Annotated in this window: 18 protein-coding genes; 8 read left to right on the top strand and 10 right to left on the bottom strand. The window is 61.2% G+C overall.

Annotated elements, in window-relative coordinates:
- Nucleotides 1-54: 54 nt before the first annotated feature.
- The 7 genes from AC25BC_RS28675 to AC25BC_RS28645 form a co-directional block, all read right to left on the bottom strand.
- Nucleotides 55-777: an LssY C-terminal domain-containing protein gene (locus tag AC25BC_RS28675; protein WP_012763435.1), complete on the bottom strand. Its 723-nt coding sequence runs from the start codon at nucleotides 775-777 to the stop codon at nucleotides 55-57.
- 20 nt (nucleotides 778-797) lie between these two features.
- Complete coding sequence (locus AC25BC_RS28670) at nucleotides 798-1,484, bottom strand: hypothetical protein (protein WP_128439027.1); 687 nt, start codon at nucleotides 1,482-1,484, stop codon at nucleotides 798-800.
- 18 nt (nucleotides 1,485-1,502) lie between these two features.
- Nucleotides 1,503-2,072 (bottom strand): OmpA family protein, encoded by a 570-nt coding sequence (locus tag AC25BC_RS28665; RefSeq protein WP_128439028.1) that lies wholly within the window; start codon nucleotides 2,070-2,072, stop codon nucleotides 1,503-1,505.
- A gap of 24 nt (nucleotides 2,073-2,096) precedes the next feature.
- A complete protein-coding gene (locus tag AC25BC_RS28660) occupies nucleotides 2,097-2,519 on the bottom strand; it encodes a cysteine rich repeat-containing protein (RefSeq protein ID WP_128439029.1) in 423 nt (140 codons plus the stop codon).
- Nucleotides 2,520-2,668: 149 nt separating this feature from the next.
- Nucleotides 2,669-3,154 (bottom strand): hypothetical protein, encoded by a 486-nt coding sequence (locus AC25BC_RS28655; protein ID WP_128439030.1) that lies wholly within the window; start codon nucleotides 3,152-3,154, stop codon nucleotides 2,669-2,671.
- Between the two features lie 158 nt (nucleotides 3,155-3,312).
- Entirely contained in the window at nucleotides 3,313-4,830 is a 1,518-nt protein-coding gene (locus AC25BC_RS28650) for a DUF1254 domain-containing protein (RefSeq protein ID WP_128405709.1), read from the bottom strand.
- Between the two features lie 207 nt (nucleotides 4,831-5,037).
- Complete coding sequence (locus tag AC25BC_RS28645; RefSeq protein WP_128439031.1) at nucleotides 5,038-5,376, bottom strand: DUF2147 domain-containing protein; 339 nt, start codon at nucleotides 5,374-5,376, stop codon at nucleotides 5,038-5,040.
- 189 nt (nucleotides 5,377-5,565) lie between these two features.
- Here AC25BC_RS28645 and AC25BC_RS28640 point away from each other — a divergent pair, with 189 nt between their 5' ends.
- The 6 genes from AC25BC_RS28640 to AC25BC_RS28615 all read left to right on the top strand — a co-directional run bounded on the left by AC25BC_RS28640 (nucleotide 5,566) and on the right by AC25BC_RS28615 (nucleotide 12,272).
- Nucleotides 5,566-5,832 carry a hypothetical protein gene (locus tag AC25BC_RS28640; protein WP_012763440.1) on the top strand — a complete coding sequence of 89 codons (267 nt, stop codon included), beginning with the start codon at nucleotides 5,566-5,568 and terminating at the stop codon, nucleotides 5,830-5,832.
- A 51-nt stretch (nucleotides 5,833-5,883) separates the two neighbouring features.
- Complete coding sequence (locus AC25BC_RS28635; protein WP_128439032.1) at nucleotides 5,884-6,900, top strand: Lnb N-terminal periplasmic domain-containing protein; 1,017 nt, start codon at nucleotides 5,884-5,886, stop codon at nucleotides 6,898-6,900.
- A 100-nt stretch (nucleotides 6,901-7,000) separates the two neighbouring features.
- Nucleotides 7,001-8,278, top strand: a complete 1,278-nt coding sequence (locus AC25BC_RS28630; protein ID WP_012763442.1) for an alpha/beta hydrolase — start codon at nucleotides 7,001-7,003, stop codon at nucleotides 8,276-8,278.
- Nucleotides 8,279-8,507: 229 nt separating this feature from the next.
- Entirely contained in the window at nucleotides 8,508-10,310 is a 1,803-nt protein-coding gene (locus AC25BC_RS28625; RefSeq protein ID WP_012763443.1) for an adenylate cyclase, read from the top strand.
- 111 nt (nucleotides 10,311-10,421) lie between these two features.
- Nucleotides 10,422-10,799 carry a hypothetical protein gene (locus AC25BC_RS28620; RefSeq protein WP_012763444.1) on the top strand — a complete coding sequence of 126 codons (378 nt, stop codon included), beginning with the start codon at nucleotides 10,422-10,424 and terminating at the stop codon, nucleotides 10,797-10,799.
- Between the two features lie 30 nt (nucleotides 10,800-10,829).
- Nucleotides 10,830-12,272, top strand: coding sequence for a DUF1254 domain-containing protein (locus AC25BC_RS28615; protein WP_012763445.1), 1,443 nt, complete (start codon nucleotides 10,830-10,832; stop codon nucleotides 12,270-12,272).
- Between the two features lie 501 nt (nucleotides 12,273-12,773).
- Here AC25BC_RS28615 and AC25BC_RS28610 read toward each other — a convergent pair.
- The 3 genes from AC25BC_RS28610 to AC25BC_RS28600 form a co-directional block, all read right to left on the bottom strand.
- Nucleotides 12,774-13,523, bottom strand: a complete 750-nt coding sequence (locus tag AC25BC_RS28610) for a sulfite exporter TauE/SafE family protein (protein WP_017996620.1) — start codon at nucleotides 13,521-13,523, stop codon at nucleotides 12,774-12,776.
- A 149-nt stretch (nucleotides 13,524-13,672) separates the two neighbouring features.
- Nucleotides 13,673-13,987: an EamA family transporter gene (locus tag AC25BC_RS28605; protein WP_012763447.1), complete on the bottom strand. Its 315-nt coding sequence runs from the start codon at nucleotides 13,985-13,987 to the stop codon at nucleotides 13,673-13,675.
- A gap of 354 nt (nucleotides 13,988-14,341) precedes the next feature.
- On the bottom strand, nucleotides 14,342-14,596 hold the full coding sequence (locus AC25BC_RS28600) for a hypothetical protein (RefSeq protein WP_003554299.1): 255 nt from the start codon (nucleotides 14,594-14,596) through the stop codon (nucleotides 14,342-14,344).
- Between the two features lie 76 nt (nucleotides 14,597-14,672).
- Between AC25BC_RS28600 and ku (AC25BC_RS28595) the strand changes: the two genes are divergently transcribed.
- Nucleotides 14,673-15,566 (top strand): non-homologous end joining protein Ku, encoded by an 894-nt coding sequence (gene ku, locus AC25BC_RS28595; protein WP_206642385.1) that lies wholly within the window; start codon nucleotides 14,673-14,675, stop codon nucleotides 15,564-15,566.
- A 9-nt stretch (nucleotides 15,567-15,575) separates the two neighbouring features.
- Entirely contained in the window at nucleotides 15,576-16,403 is an 828-nt protein-coding gene (gene ku, locus AC25BC_RS28590) for a non-homologous end joining protein Ku (protein ID WP_003554302.1), read from the top strand.
- Nucleotides 16,404-16,423 lie beyond the last annotated feature (20 nt).

The following is a 16,423-nucleotide window of genomic DNA, read 5'->3' as shown; positions in this document are numbered from 1 at the left end:
AGGAAGCAGAGAACCCGGTCGACGATGGCGATCGAAGTGTCGGAGGCTGCTGCCTTATCGGCCGATATCAGGCAGAACCCCTACAAGGATCCGACCATCGGTGAAGTACGGATCGCCGCCACCGTTGCGACCATCTTTCGTCGCACCGACGCCTGCGCGCTCGTAGGTCATGGAGATCTGCCCGGCGCCCTTGAGGTCGCCGATCACCAGCTCGCGCTCGGCGTCGAGATCGGGTCCGATATGGTGGGTGATCTGCCCGGTGTCGTGGCTGACGCCGACGCCGCGGTCGAAGCTGGCGGAGCCCAGCCACAGCGGCTGGCCGTCGGCGCCGACCGTCGCCGTTTGCCAGAGACGTATGTGGTGGCGCTCGTCCGCGCTTCGCCCGACAGGCTTTTCGAATGCCAGATCCTGTTTCCGACCGTCGAAGAACAGCGGACTGACGGGCGCATCGAGATCCGGACGATCGAGCACCACGCTCAGGCCGATTTCGACCGAAGAGAGTAATGTTACTCTGTCGGCCGGATCCCAGCCCGAGGCGGCGAAGGCCCTGATCACCTGCTGCTTCGGGCCGACGAGCCCGACGTTGATTGGATCGCCCGGAATGTCGTCGCCGGTGGTCGTGACCATCCGGCTGAAATCGGCAACCGTACTCCGGTCACGGAAGATCCAAAGCTCCGGCATCACCAGGTAGCAGACGAGCAGATAGGCCAGGAGGACGGCGGCGAGAACGCCCGCAGCCGACCTCCATCCGCCTCGGCTGTTTCTCCCCAGCCTCATTGCGATATGCCGCTCCGATTTCAGTAGCAGGGCGGATACGGATAGTAGCCGCACGGGGGGTGATAGTAGTATGGCGCGGAGGCCGCCGCGGCACCGATGGCCGCGCCCGTCGCGACCGCGGCGCCGTAGCGGGCCGCCGGGTGCGCATACCAGCCGCCATGGAAGCCGACCGCACCCACGCCAACCACGCCGACGCGCCCCATTCCGGCGCGCGCCACGAACATGTCGATGAAAAGCGAAGCCGGGCCATTGGCCTTTGCGAGTTCGCCCTCGAGAACCTGGACGTCAAAGGTCAGCGTGCCGCCGTCCAGCTTCGGCTTGGTCAGGACCACGACCGCATCTTCGACAGCCGTCCCATCGCTGCTCATGACAGAGATCGTCGCGTTCGGCGGATCGACGGCGAAGCTGTCCTTGCCCTCGTCCCATTCCTTGATGAACTCGGTCGTGAGCACATGTCCGGCCGATCGTACGGGACGGTCGGCGAACACGATGGAATTCGCCGTGATCCCCGTCATCGTCAGCTTGCCGTCGGCCAGCGTCGCCCCGCCGGAATTGAGGACGGCGAGCGACGGCACCATCTTCCCGGCCGCGGTCGCTCCAATGGTCTTGGAAGCGGGTGCCGTGATCGCGTCTTCGGCCAACGTCGCTCCTGCGAACGACACCAGGCAGGCTACGGCGACTGTGCCGATCCGAATATGGCGTTTCATGGAGAATCCTCCTGGTTGCTACTTCACGAGACCGAGGTTGACGAGTTGGACGCGTCGATTGTCGGCGGCCTGCGGATTCGACGGATCCACGGGCCACTCCTCGCCGACGCCGATCGCGAACAAACGGTCCGGGGCGATGGAAAATGTCGTCGACAGCGCCTCCGTGATCGCGTTCGCCCGCTTCTGGCTGAGGTCCAGATTGTGCTTGGCGTCGCCCGTCGAGCTCGTGTGTCCGACGACAAGGAACTTGTAGCGCCGCAGGTTCGGATGATGCAGGGCGTCGGCGATCATGCCGACGGTGCGATAGGATTTCGGTTCGATGGCGATGGAGTCGTTCTCGAAGTCGATCTCGACGATGAGCTGCGACAGCTTCGAAAGCTTCTGCCAGTCGGGAAGCCCGGCGAGGCCCTTGCCTGCACTCGCCGCCGCTTCTTCCATAAGCAATGCGAGGTCAATGGCCGGAGCTCCGCCCTGCAATCTGTCGAGCGTGCGCACCACCTGCGGGCCGCTCAGTTCCTGCGCGAACGGGTGGCCGGCTGCCAGCAGCAGCCCGGCGGCGAACATCGTTGCGAGTCGAAAGCTCTTCATGATCCTGTGTCCCTTCAACATCGTTCACCGCCAGCCGGCGTCGGTGATGGCCTGGCCGCACTGGCCTTCGTTCACGCGCGTCGCCTTGTTCAGGCAGGAAAGAATGTTGCCCTCCCCCACCACGCCGCTGCAGAACTGCGCGACATAGTGCTTGCAGATTGTGGCGAATGACGACTGGGCGGCAAGGCGCTGCCCGATGGACGAGGTGACGCTCGCCAGTGTCGCCGTACAGGTCGGCGAAACTTTCGCGGCATGGGTCTCGAGGCAGTTCTGGATACGGCCGCTTCCAAGGTTCAGGCCCTTGCAGAACTTCTTGATGTCGGATCCGCAGTCGTTGGCGAGCGTGCTCACCGCGTCGGCGAAGCTGATGGTGTCGGCACGGGCCGCACCGCTGAGCGCCAGGAACGCGACCAGCGCCCCTCCTAACAGTCTGGTTCTCGTCGACATGCTTCCCCCCATCGTGAACGATTGATCGTCGGAGAAACTCCCCCGCACGCTTCTGGTGCGCCTTCGGTGGTGAGAAGGGAAGTATGTTACGGTTACACGGACCGTAGGAGACGGCGTTCAACGTGTCGCCGCAACGAGGGATGTGGAAGCTACTGGCCGCGGTCCGGCGGCCCGTCCTCTACGGCCTTTCCGAAGCGATCCAGTTCCAGCGAGTAGCAGAATAGTCCGAACAGCGTCGCCGCCACATACACGCTCTTCACGCACGCCTGAGCGAATGGCGGTAAGGCGTCGAGTTCCGGCAGATGCCTGAAGAAGATGGCCGAGAAGAGCGCGCCGCCGAAGAAGAAGCTGACACGGCTGGCGAAGAAGAGCAGATGCGCCACGAAGACGCTGTGAAACGGCGACGTCACCGGCACCCATTTCAACCGTATCCAGTAGAAGCAATGGAGCAGCGCGGCGCTGGCAACAATCCCGACCTGGTCCGAGAGAGCGAGCGTCCGCCGTTCGCCGAGGTGGGTGACCAAGCCATTAAAGATGGGGAACACAATCCAGAACAGGGTCAGGGCCGCGGCGGTCTGAGCTGCGAGGAGACCCGCGTATATCCATGGTGCCGATGGCGCTGATCTTGACGTCAAGCTCCGCCTCCCTGCAGTCCTGCTGATCCCTGCTATGGCGCACGAGCCAGAAGGCTCAAGGCGGCGCGGCTGATGCCGGCGGCGCACTCATGTTTTCCGGCCGCGCCGATCCGACACACCGGTCGGACCGGCATTGGAGTTCATGGCGTATTTGAGCGTCACTCGACAGGTTCGAACTCGCCTGGCTTCCAGGTCTTGTCGAACCATGGCTCCAAAGGCCCGTAGAGGCGAAGAAGGACGTTCCAACCCTTGCCCGGCACTGTCTGGACCCAGTTGGCCTCATGGCCTTTCGGCGCGGTCGGACCGAACCAGACGTCAACCGACGAGTCCGCGTTGATCACGATGTCCTTCTTGTCGCTGCCGATGCTAGGGAATTGCCGGTCCGTCTGCAACATCGAACGCGTCTGGTTGTCATACGCCACGAACGACCAGAATTCCTTTGCGGGAATGTTTGGCGGCATGTGAATCTTATAAGTCTTGCCGCCGTCGAACGGCTTGCCGTCCTTGTCGGTCGTTGCGCCGGCATATTGCGAACCAATGCCGACGCGCTTTATCGCCATGGCCGGCGTGATGCCCGTCGCGTAGTAGTGGAACAGGACGCGGGCATCGAGATAGCGAACGCCAGGCTGCAGCAGAAACTCGTAGCTCCCGCCGACAAAGCCGGTGAACCAGGCACTGTTCGGATAATAATAGGCATCCTTCATGCGCGTCTTGAAGGTGATGGTGCGCGCCGTCGCATTGCCGACGGCCACGGCTTCGGTGAGGATCTTCTTCATCCGCGCATCCGGCGCGAAGGGCTTGCCCTTTACGATGCCGATGGACGCGAGCTGTCCCAGCACTTCCGGATGATAGGCTTCGTTCGGCTCGTACTGGACGATGTCGTTCACTTCCTCGTAGAAATGGAAATTATTGGCATGGATCGTGTTGAACTCCTTGCCGGAGACGTTGACGATCTTCATCGGCGGCGGATCGCCGGCCTCCGAAAGCGGATAGACCTTGGCGAATTTCCTGGTGTTTTCGACGGCCGTCGTCGTGCTGCCGTTTTCGAGGAAGCCGCGCCAGAAGAACAGGTTCCCATAGGTCGAGGACCGCAATACGTCATAACCTTCGGGAACCACGCCCTCGTAGCCCGGCGGCAACAGCAGGTATTTTCCACCCTTGCCCTTGTCCGGACCGGCATTGCCGACATCGCCGACATATTCGAACCAGTGGTTATCAATCATGCCCAGGATGTTGGGCGGCGTCTCGATGACCAGCGGACCGGCCTTGGTATCCAGCCACATGAGATTGTAGATGCTTTCGGTGTTCCCGGTCAGGAACAGCGAATGCGAATCCATGAGATTTTCGAAGATCAGGATGGTCTGATTGTTGTCGGCGCCCTGGCCGGCCAGTCCAACCCGTAGGGCTTCGACGGAGGCACCCGGCATGGCGTTGAGAAAAGCGTCGACGCCGCGCATGAAATCGAGGTTGTCATAGATCTTTTCCGAAGTGGCGTCGTCCGGAAAGCCGTCGAAGAAATTCAGCTTGCCAATCCTGGTGTCGACGCTCTCCGGCGTGACGATCGAATCGGGTATCGGCGTCGCCATCTTGGTTTTCGGTGCTTCGGCGTACGCCGCCCCCCAGCCCATCAGCAGCACCGCGGCAGTAGCGTAAAACTGTCTCGTCGCGCGTTTCATTTCACTCTCCTTGTCGACCGCCCGTCGGCCGTTCTTCATGAGGTCGCCAATCTGTGTGCATTCGGGCGCGCGCGGCATGACGCGCAGCGAACTCGACCAGGCGATGAAGCCGTTCCGGCAGCGATTGCCGGAAATGATTGCCGCCGCAGTGATAGCCGATCACGGGGGAAACACCCGTATGTTACCGTATCCGCTTGTTCCCCCGGACTATTGGCGTGACCACTTCTGCGACTCGCAGACGACCTTCATCACACAGCCTTTGAGGGTAACCGTGTCGCCGGAGACGCTGATGGTGCCGTCGTAGGTCTTGTTCGCGTCGGGGTCGGTGATCCTGCCGGAATAGCTGCCGCCGTTGCCCTCGAACGCGCCGATCTTCTCGCCGGAATGCTTGCCGCTCTTCAGCGTGATGCAGAAACCGCCGCCGCACGGCTCGATCGCGGCGGTGTCTCCGAGCGTCGTCTTCCAGTTTCCGACGATCGGCTCGGCTGCGCTCGCCAGTCCGGTCGACATCAGCAGCGCTGCGACGGAGACTAGAATGGGCTTCATGGTAAGGTCCTCGCATGGCTGGCCCGCCGCCGGGCCGGTGACCGAATGGACCACACATGCGCTGCCGACCGCAAGAAACTCGCGGTGTGTTACTGTAACCTACATGGTGTCGGCCGGGTTCTGTGCCATCTTCACGGCGACTACGCGGATGTGCGGGAGCCTTCGCCTCGCCTGGGCGGGAGCGATGCAATGCAATATGACACGGAGTTCGCCAAGCGCAGGTTTCCCGAGCAGGCGCTGGAGATCGAAGCGCTCGCCTCCCGCAATGAAAGCTTCCGGGAACTGTGCCACGACTTTTCCATCGCGGACCAGCTCGTGCGGGACTGGGAGTCGTCGACGGCCCCGGGGCAACATGAACGTTACGCCGAGGCGCTCGAACTCATGGATTGGCTCGGCAAGGAAATTCACACCATGCTGGATCTTGCCAAGGTCGTGCCATTCCCTGCAGCCCGATGAAGTCGCGATCTCCCCGTCGTGGTGGCACGGCGGCTACAGGAAAGGAACAACATGCCTCGACTGATGGCGATCATCTTGATCTTCGCGGTCGCCCTGATCGTGGCGGCTTTGACAGCCTGGGGCTCCTTGGCGTTCTGGTATCGCCTGCCCCTGCCCGATGCCGGCCGGGCGATCGGCGCCTGCGTCTTCCTCGCCTTCGGTCTCCTCACAGTAGCGGCGCTTGCCAGCCGGCTGCGCAGGAGAGCCATCCTTTCATTTGCGGTCGCCTTCGCGCTGGTTCTCTTCTGGTGGAGCTCGATCAAGCCGGAAGCCAACGCCGCATGGGCTCCTGACGTCGCCCGCCAGGTCACGGGTCGCATCGACGGAAATTCGCTGACCTTGACCGATGTCCGGGACTTCGAGTGGCGAAGCAACTCCGACTTTACCGAGCGCTGGACGACGCGAACCTACGATGTGAGCAAGGTGAGGACGGTCGACCTGTTCATGTCATACTGGGCGGGGCCGAAGATCGCGCATGTCATCTTCAGCTTCGGCTTCGAAGGCGGCGAACAGCTCGCCTGGTCGATCGAGGTGCGCCACAAGGTCGGCGGCGGGTTTTCTCCCCTTGCCGACCTCTTCAAGAACGACCCGCTGGTGGTTGTTGCCGCGGACGAACGCGACGTCGTCGGCGTCCGTTCCAACGTGCGTGGCGAGGACGTCCAGATCTACCGGCTGAGAGCCAGTCCCGAGCAGGCGCGCAACCTGCTGCTCGAGTACGTCGCCGAGGCCAACGCGCTCGCCCGGACGCCGCGGTTCTACAACTCGATCACGACGAACTGCACGACAACCGTCGCCAAGCTGATGCGGGTCGCTGGAGACAAGGTACCGTTCGACTGGCGACTGATCGTCAATGGTTATCTTCCCGACTACGCCTATGACCGGGGAGCCGTCGACACCTCGATGCCGCTCGACCGCTTGCGGGAGATTGCCAAGATCGATGTGCGGGCGCGGGCGGATGGTTTGTCGCCCGACTTCTCGAAGGCGATCCGTCTCGGCGTGCCCTTCCCGGTCGTCGTCGCTGGGCCGTAGCGTACAGTAACATACGACGGGATACGCACGGGTTGAGGCATGGTCCGTCCTGTCAGGATGTAGCCGGAATGCGGATGGGGGACTGGGCTTGTTTCGTTTGATGACTGCTGGTCCTATCCGGCGACTTCTTCCATGCCTCGCGCTGGTCGTGCTCGCGGGCTGCGGCGGACATCCGAAGAACGTGCTGTTCCCCGTTGCGGACACCGTGCCGGATACCAGTCGCGTCGACATGCTTGTCGCGACCACGCGTGCCCGATCGACTGTTTCCGGCGAGATGTTCACGGGCGAGCGCGCCCGCACGCCGTCCTTCGCACAGATGAGAGTTTCGCTGCCCAAGGTCCGCAACGAGGGCGACGTCGCCTGGCCCAAGAGGCTGCCTTCAAATCCGAAGACCGACTTCGCCACGCTGAAGGCCGACGCGCTTAGTCTCGAAGCGGCGAAAGGCTGGCTGAACGCCTCGGTCAGAAGGAACCGCGACCACAGCGTCCTGGTCTTCATCCACGGCTTCAACAACCGCTTCGAGGACAGTGTCTACCGCTTCGCTCAGATCGTCCACGATTCCAATGTCCGCAGCACGCCGGTCCTTGTGACCTGGCCATCGCGCGGCAGCCTGCTCGCCTATGGTTATGACCGCGAGAGCACCAACTACACGCGCAACGCGCTCGAGACCCTGTTTCAGTATCTCGCCAAAGACGGCACCGTGAAGGAAGTCAACGTGCTGGCCCACTCGATGGGCAACTGGCTGGCGCTGGAAGCGCTCCGGCAGATGGCGATCCGCAACGGCGGTCTCCCGGCAAAGTTCAAGAACGTCATGCTGGCCGCTCCGGACGTCGACGTGGACGTCTTCCGGTCGCAGATCGAGGATATGGGCGACCCCCATCCGCAATTCACGCTTTTCGTCTCGCGCGACGACAAGGCGCTTGCCTTCTCGCGGCGGGTCTGGGGCAACATCCCGCGCCTCGGTTCGATCGATCCGGAAACCGCGCCGTACAAGACCGAACTCGCCGACTACAAGGTATCGGTGATCGATCTGACCAAGATCAAGGTCAGCGACGACCTCAATCACAGCAAGTTCGCGGAATCACCGCAAGTCGTCCAGCTCATCGGCCAGCGGTTGTCCGAAGGGCAGACCCTGACCGACAGCCGGGTCGGCCTTGGCGACACGATCCTTGCGGGGACAACGAACGTGGCGGCGGCGGCCGGAAGCGCCGCGGGCCTCGTACTGACCGCCCCGGTCGCGGTGCTCGACGCCGATACTCGCAGCAACTACGCCAATCATGTCGGCGGTCTGACCGGACAAGACGGCGGGACGCAGAAGATCGCGGTCAAGAACTGCGCGGCGACGCCGGCCGACCCGGCATGCCGGAAGCAGCGATAGGGGTAGGCGCCCGCTTGAGTTCGCCACGCCTGGCACGCTCGTCTTCATATGCCCCTCCAGGCCCTTGTTCATCGCCATCATCGTCCGGTACCGGTTGCCCGGCCCATACGTGATCCGCCTTGAAACTTCTTTCAGGTAGACGAAGGGCTATTGGGGGAATAGGTTGCATAAGGGGATTTGAATACAAGCTTTAACTGTCGCGCATATGTGTGACGAGGGGGAGGATGCAATGCAAACCTCGGTGCCTTTGCCCGACGATCGGGCCGAGCGCCCCTGTCCGACCCATGAGGAGGTCAGGGCGCAGCTTGAACGCATTCTGTCCAGCGGCGAGTTTCCGAGCGCCGGACGTGGCGCTGCCTTCTTGAAATATGTCACCGAGGAGACGCTTGCAGGCCGGGCACCGCGCCTCAAGGCGTATTCGATCGCCATCGAAGTGTTCAACCGAAGCGCGGGCTTCTCTCAGGAAGATCCCGTCGTTCGCATCGAGGCCGGACGTCTGCGCCGGGTCATCGAACGCTACTATCTCGTCGCAGGCCAGCGCGATCCGATCCGCATCGACATCCCCAAGGGCGGTTATGTGCCGACCTTTACGTGGAATGGGGCGCCGATGGAAGCGGCCGGGGATGCGCTGAAGGAAGACGTCTCCGAGCGCCGGGCTTTCGCGTGGCGGCGTCTCGCCTGGCCCGTGCTGGCCGTGCTCGTGGCATTCGTCTTCGCGGGGCTTGGCTTTTACGCCGGCGTTCTGAAGGGGCCGGCACCCGGTCGTTCCGCCGAGCAACTTCCGGGCGAGCCGACCCTTGTGATCGCACCTTTCGCGGACCTCGGCGACGGCCCGCAGGCTGCACGTTATGCAGCCGGACTGACCGAGGAGCTTCTAACCGCCCTTCCCCGCTTCAAGGAGATTACCGTCTTCGGCCGCGAGACATCAAAGGCACTGCCCCCAGGCGTCGAGGCGTCGCAGGTGCGCGAAGGACTTGGCGCCCGTTACCTGGTCGCAGGCGGGGTTCGCGTCGCGGGCGACAAGGTCCGTGTGACCGTGCGCCTCGTCGACACCTCCGACGGATCCATCCTGTGGTCGCAGGACTACGACGAGAACCTGGACACGCACGAGCTCTTCTTCATTCAGGCGGATGTCGCAAGCAAGGTGGCGACGGCGATCGCTCAGCCTTACGGCATCATCGCGAAATCGATAGCGGCCAACCCGCCGCCGGACGATATGAGCGTCCATGACTGCACCCTGCGCTACTACGCATACCGCGAGGAGCTCAATCCGGAAAAGCATCAGGTCGCGCGCGACTGCCTGCAGAACGCCGTGGCGCTTTTCCCCGCCTACGCGACGGCTTGGTCGATGCTCTCGATCATCCAACTCGACGAGGGTCGGTTCGAGTTCAATCCGCAGAGTGACAAGGGTCCCGCGATGGAGCGCGCGCTCAGTTCGGCGCGGCGGGCAGTCTCGCTCGAGCCCGACAACACGCGCGCCCTGCAGGCGCTCATGACGGCCCTGTTCTTCAACAACGAGACGAAAGAGGCGTTCGATGTCGGCGAAGCGGCGCTCGCCGCCAACCCGAACGACACGGAGTTCCTGGGGGAGCTCGGAACGCGTGTCGCATTCTCGGGGCAATGGAAGCGCGGCGGCGAATTGCTGGATCGTGCGATCAAGCTCAATCCGGGCGGCTCTGGATATTACTTCGGGACGCGCGCCCTGATCGCCTGCATGCTCGACGATCACGAGATGGCGGTGCGGCTGATCCGTAAAGCCGACCTGCAGAAATTTCCGCTCTTCCATGGCGTTGCGGCGGTCATCTACTCCGAGGCCGGGCTGTTGGCAGAAGCGAAGCACGAGGGCGAGGTGTTTATGAAAATGCGCCCCGATTATCTGCCCAACATCGTGGCCGAGAATCGGAAGAGAAACCTGCCGCCGAAGGACAGCATGCGCATGATCGCAGCGCTACGACGCGCTGGACTGCCAGTGCCCAGCGCGACTGATATCGAAGCCGAATTCAGGGTCTCCGACGCCTCATATCGCCCGTGAAGGCTGTACGCTACAGTAACATACGTTTCTTCCTCCGGCCCGTTCCGTCATTCTTGCGGCGCATGACCCAGACTGCCTCGCCGCCAGCCTGAGCATCGGATGGAGAGAGAAATGGCAAATGCCGCATCGACCCGCGCCCTGCCGGCGAAGAGGTCCCTGACGCTCGCCGTCGCCGCGGCCCTCGGCGTGGGGGCGCCGGTCTACGGCCAGGGTTCGTGCACCGATCTCGCCAAGAATCTGTCGAATCCCATCGCCTCCCTCATCAGAAAGCTGGTCAAGGTCAACGAACAGCCGATCAGCCTGACGGGCGAGCTTCGAAACTGGGCAGCGTCTCCAGACGACGGCCCCGAAGGGCACGGCGTCCAAGTCGGGCTGACCGTTCCTGTTTCCGAAGTAGGCGCATACCTCCTCATGGTCAGGACTAGGTCGGCTCTGTTCGCTCGATGTCCGCGGCCGCATGACGCTACCCTGTCACCTCAGCGTGCCTGATCGCACGCCGCGAACCGAAAGGACGTTCACATGCTTACGAAACGCGATCTGCTCCGCTCCGCTGCGATGGCCGCACTCGTTGCCGCAACGGCCAAGTCTACCCCGGTGCTTGCGCAGAACAAAGAAGAATGGCCCAGCCTGCTGGAGGCGAAGGATATCGCCGAGGAAGGCTTCATCTACGGCCTGCCGCTCGTGATGAACTATGCGGTCATGAACGAGTTCGCCGTGGACAGGAACTCCGGACAGTTCAAGGCGCCGTTTAACGACATCAACAACATGCATCAGGTCGCCAGCCCGGCGGACACGGCAATCATCACGCCGAACAGTGACACGCCCTACTCGATCCTCTGGCTGGACTTGCGTGCTGAACCGATGGTGATCTCGGTGCCGACGGTCGAAAAGGAACGCTACTACTCGGTCCAGCTTATCGACGGCAACACCTACAATTTCGGTTATATTGGCTCGCGCACCACGGGAACCGAGCCGGGTTCCTATCTCGTCGTCGGACCCGACTGGAAAGGCGCGAAGCCCGACGGCGTCAAGCAGGTCTTCACCTCGAGCACCCCGTTCGTATTCGCCAACTTCCGGACACAGCTTATCGACGCCGACGATATGGCGAATGTGGAAAAGGTGCAGACCGGCTATAAGGCGCAACCGCTTTCGGCCTTCCTCAAGCAACCCGCCCCGCCCGCCGCACCGACGATCGAGTTCCTTCCCGCCACCACCGCCGGCATCAAGAAAAACTTCTTCGAATATCTCGACGTGGCTCTGCAATTCGTCCCGGAGACGTCAAGGGACAAGGTCATCCGTGCGAAGCTTGCAAGGATCGGCATCGGGCCCGGAAAGACCCTCGAATTCAAGGATCTGCCGCTCGAGCATAAGGCCGAGTTGTTGGTCGGCATGAAGCAGGGTGACGACAAGATCGACAAGTGGCTGGCCAGCGGAAACAAGCCCATCAACGGCTGGAACGTCAGCTCGCTGCTTGGTGACGAGGCCTTCTACAACGGCGATTGGTTGCTGCGCTCAGGCGCTGCCAAGGCAGGCCTCTATGGCAACGATGCAGCAGAGGCCATGTACCCCTTCACCCGAACAGATGCGAGCGGAAAGCCGCTCGACGGCAGCAAGCACAAGTACACGATTACCTTCCCGCCGGGCCAGTTGCCGCCAGTGCATTCGTTCTGGTCAGTGACCATGTACGACGGCAAGAGCCAGTTGCTGGTCAAGAACCCGATCAATCGCTACCTCGTCAACTCTCCGATGTTGCCGGGAATGAAGAAGGATGCGGACGGTTCGCTGACGCTGCACATCCAGAAGGACAGCCCCGGAGCGGACAAGGAAGCCAATTGGCTTCCGGCCCCGGACGGCACGATCTATCTCGTGATGCGCCTGTACTGGCCAAAGACGGAGGCGCCTTCGATCCTGCCTGCGGGGAAAGGTACGTGGCAGCCGCCCGGCGTGAAGCGGGTCTCGTAGAAAGCGCTGAACGTCGACTGGAATCTTTCCGCGATCGGCCAGGGTCGACAGGGCGCTCCGCGAGCCGGAGCGCCTTGACCGGCTGGACATCGACATGAAATTGGGCTGTAGACCAGTCCTCGCTTTCGAAAACTAGCCGGAAGGACAAGAGTTTGAAATAGATCGCCGGGCTTTCTGGCCCTAACGATGTTGCCTTTGCTCACGCTCAGGAGGCTCCGCGACCGCAGAAGATCGACGATCTCGTGCGGCTGCCGCAGGAACCGGAGGCTCAACGGTGGTGCGACGTCATGGAATTTGGAAAGGCGAACACCGGGCACCAGCTCATCGGCGTGCCTTCAATGTTCGGCGGCAATGACGATCGTTCGTGCGTTTTCAATCACATCCGCTGGATCGACGCTTTCCCGCGATCCAATTCGTCCAACTCCTTGAGCATTTTGGAGGAATTCGGCTCCTTCAACTGCAATTTATCGACTGAGAGCCTGAGGGGTACGGGACCTTCGCTCAAAGGTAAGCTCGCGAAAAGAACACTGCGGTCGTTAAAAAGGCGACCGCGAGGGTTAGCATCCGGACGACGGGTGATGGCAGCCTTCGTCCGATATGCGCTCCGATCCACCCGCCGATAACGGCTCCAATCGTCATGGGAATGCACTCCTGCCATACGATTGCCCCGGCAAGTACGAAGACGACGACGGCGACGGCGTTGGCGGCAGTGACCATCACCATTCTTGTCGGATTCAGGCTCTTGATGTCCCCGCCCCCGAGCGCGCTCCATGCCGCAAGCATCATGAGACCCACGGCGCCACCAAAATAGCCGCCATAAAGACCGAGAAAGAATTGAACCGTTGCGAATGCCAGAATACTCGGACGTGCCCGCGTCTGCAAATGGGCGCTGAGCCTCGGACCTGCAGCGAGCATCAATGTCGCCACCAGCAAAAGCCATGGCAGGATCCCATCGAAAATCCTCGATGGTGTTAGCAGCAATAGAATGCTGCCGGCCACGCCACCCATCACCGTCACGATGGCAATGGGCATCACCTTGACGCCGCACACACTCCTAACCCCGTCACGATAGACCCACGAGCTCGCCATGCCGCCGGGAAACAAGGCCAGGGTACTTGTCGCGTTTGCGGATACCGACGGCACTCCGACCGATATCAGCGCAGGCAGGGATACGAATGACCCGCCGCCCGCCAACGCATTCATGCTGCCTGCTAACAGGCCAGCAAGGAAAAGAAGCATTGCATCGTACATGTTCAGGTCGCCCTAGCACCCAAGCCTGAGTTCGGCCGAGCCCGTTGTCCAAATACCGCCGTCAAATCGCTGCACGCCGTTGCGCGTCCGGAAGAGCCCACCCCACGACTGCCATTAGCCGTAGTCAAGGAAACGCAATTGAGAGCCATTCATCCGATCACCATAAGCGTAACCGATGCTATCCCGAGGAGGACGCCAACCGCCTGATGCCAGCCGAGCCGCTCGTCGAAAACCAACACGGCGATCGCGTTGATGGCGATGAGCTGCGCAACCGACGACAACGAAATAGCAAGGGAAAGACCGCTTGTCCGCATGAGAGCGATCATCGAAAGATTGCCTAATGTATAGAGGACAAGCGCGGTTGCGAGCAGCCAAAAGTTAGAGTTGCCCACGTATGCGCGCGAAGCAGTCGCTCCCGCCAGGAATAGGCACACGGCTATGAAGAGGATGACGGCAACACGCATCGGTAAACTCCTGCTGACGCGCTTGTCTAACGCCGGGCGAACCATCAGTCCATCAGAGACTATCCCCCGTCCTTGATCTCGGCGTACACCCTGGTTGGTGATCAGTCGACTTACGCCCAACTCGACGCGTTTCGAAGCTCGGGCTTTCCGAGGGTTGCCCTTCAACCGCCACTCTGGCTTTCAAAACATGCCAAAAAACGCGTGGCACGAATTGGCCGGACATATCGTGAAGCAGTGGAGATAGTACTCGGACGATCCCGAGCAGCTTTTGAAATCGGACTTTATGGCGTCAGTCGCCTTGTCGGAGGATTGGGGACGATAGCATCACCGTTCGGATCAGCGAAAACGAATTGCTCAATGGCTTAGAGCCGAAGACGGAGCGTTGACCCTCATGGCCATCAGACCTGAAAACGTCCGGATGAGGTCACCTTCTATGTAACGCTGGCCTCGCCCCTCTGCGTAGAGCAACATCGCCCGTTCGCACAAGACATCGGCTGTCCGTTCATCGAAGGGGACACCATAAAACCGAAACCACATGAGAACGGCATTGAGCAGGATCGCCTCTCCGTCCTGAAGGGCTTCGCTATGGTCTTCATGCGGCGCTGACATGCACATCTCCCCCGTAGTTTCGGAACGAAAGGCCGAACGACAAGTTAATTGGAAAGTTCCGCCCGGAGGGAAAATCATGGCAGCGCATAGGGCTCAATGGAAAGGCCACATCAAGGGCGGGGAAATCACCTGCGGCGTCGGGCTTTATACTGCTGCGTCGACCTCGGATCGCATCTCCTTCCGGACGATCAACAAGGCAACCGGGAACCCCGTACGCCGCGAGTTCGTGGACAGCGAGACGGAGGAGACTGTCGAGCGGGAAAACCAGGTGAAGGGGTTCGAGGTTGAGAACGGCGAATACATCATGATCGACCCGGAAGAGGTGACCGCCGTCATCCCGGATTCCGATAAGATGCTCGAGATCGAAGCGTTCCTTTCCTGCTCCGAGGTCGACGATGTCTATTTCGACAAGCCGTACTATCTTGTACCGACAGACGAAGTCTCAGAAGACGCATTTGCAGGCCTTCGCGATGCCCTAAGCAAGGCCAGCGTCACCGCGATAGCGAGAACGGTTCTCTTTCGACGGATGCGCACCGTTCTTATCCGCGCCCACGGGCGCGGCCTGATCGCGACGACACTCAATTTCGATTACGAGGTGCGGCCGTCCAAGGAGGCATTCAAGGAGGTCCCGGAGATCAAGGTAGAGGGAGAAATGCTCGACCTCGCCAAGCACATCATCGGCACGAAGAAGGGTGATTTCGATCCGGCGACGTTCGATGACCGCTATGAGGCCGCCCTCGCCGATCTGGTGAAAGCGAAGTCGGAGGGCCGCTCACTACCCAAGCCGAAGCCAGTTCAGGTGTCAAAGCCCAACGACCTTCTGAAGGCCCTGCGCGAAAGCGCTGGAATGGGGAACGCCAAGCCCGCTGCCAAATCCAAGACTAAGGCTGCAAACGCGAACGCGAAGAAAAAGACCAAGGCGGCCGCTCCCAAAACAGCTGCCAAGACCACTCACAAAAAAGCCAGCTAGGAAACAACAATGGCACCCCGTCCATACTGGAAAGGCTACCTCAAGCTTTCGCTTGTCACGTGTCCCGTGGCAATGAGCCCGGCGACATCGGAGAGCGAGAAGGTCCGTTTCCACACGCTCAACAAAGAGACCGGCAATCGCGTCCTGTCCCGTTACGTCGATTCCGTGACTGGAAAGCCCGTCAAGGATGAAAACGAAGCCAAAGGCTACGAGCGCGGTGAAAACGACTACGTTCTGCTGACCGACGAAGACCTCGAGTCCATTGATCTGGAGACCGTGCGGACGATCGATATCGAAAAGTTCGTTCCGCGCGAAAGTATCGAGTGGATCTACCTTGAAACACCCCACTACCTCGTTCCTAACGACAAGATCGGCAACGAGGCGTTTGCCGTCATAAGGGATGCGATGAAGGCAGAAAAGGTCCTTGGCGTCTCGAGGGTAGTAATCGGCCGGCGAGAACGTGCGGTGGTCCTAGAACCGCGCGATGAGGGCATCGTTGTCTGGACCCTGCGCTTCGGTGACGAGGTTCGCCCTGAGGAGGAGTACTTCCAGGGGATCGAGAAGAAGGCTGACACCTCGACGGTCGCTGCCATCACCCAAACGATCAAGCGGCGCATGGATAAATGGTCGCCTTCGATGGTCAGCGATCCGATCCAGGAGAGCTTGCTGAAGCTGATAGCGACCAAGAAGAAGGCTCTAAAGCCCTCCAAATCGTCCAAGGCGGCCAACAGTAAAAAAGACGACGACGCGAAGCCATCAAACGTCATCAGCATCATGGACGCCCTCAAGAAGAGCGTCGAAGCCGACCTTAAAGGTCGAAAGAAGGCGGGCCGATAATCCTCCCTGGCTGACGAGCG

The sequence above is a fragment of the Rhizobium sp. WSM409 genome (assembly GCF_057653825.1).
The sequence above is the reverse complement of the archived record's forward strand: the minus strand, read 5'-3'. Positions and strand labels throughout refer to the sequence as shown.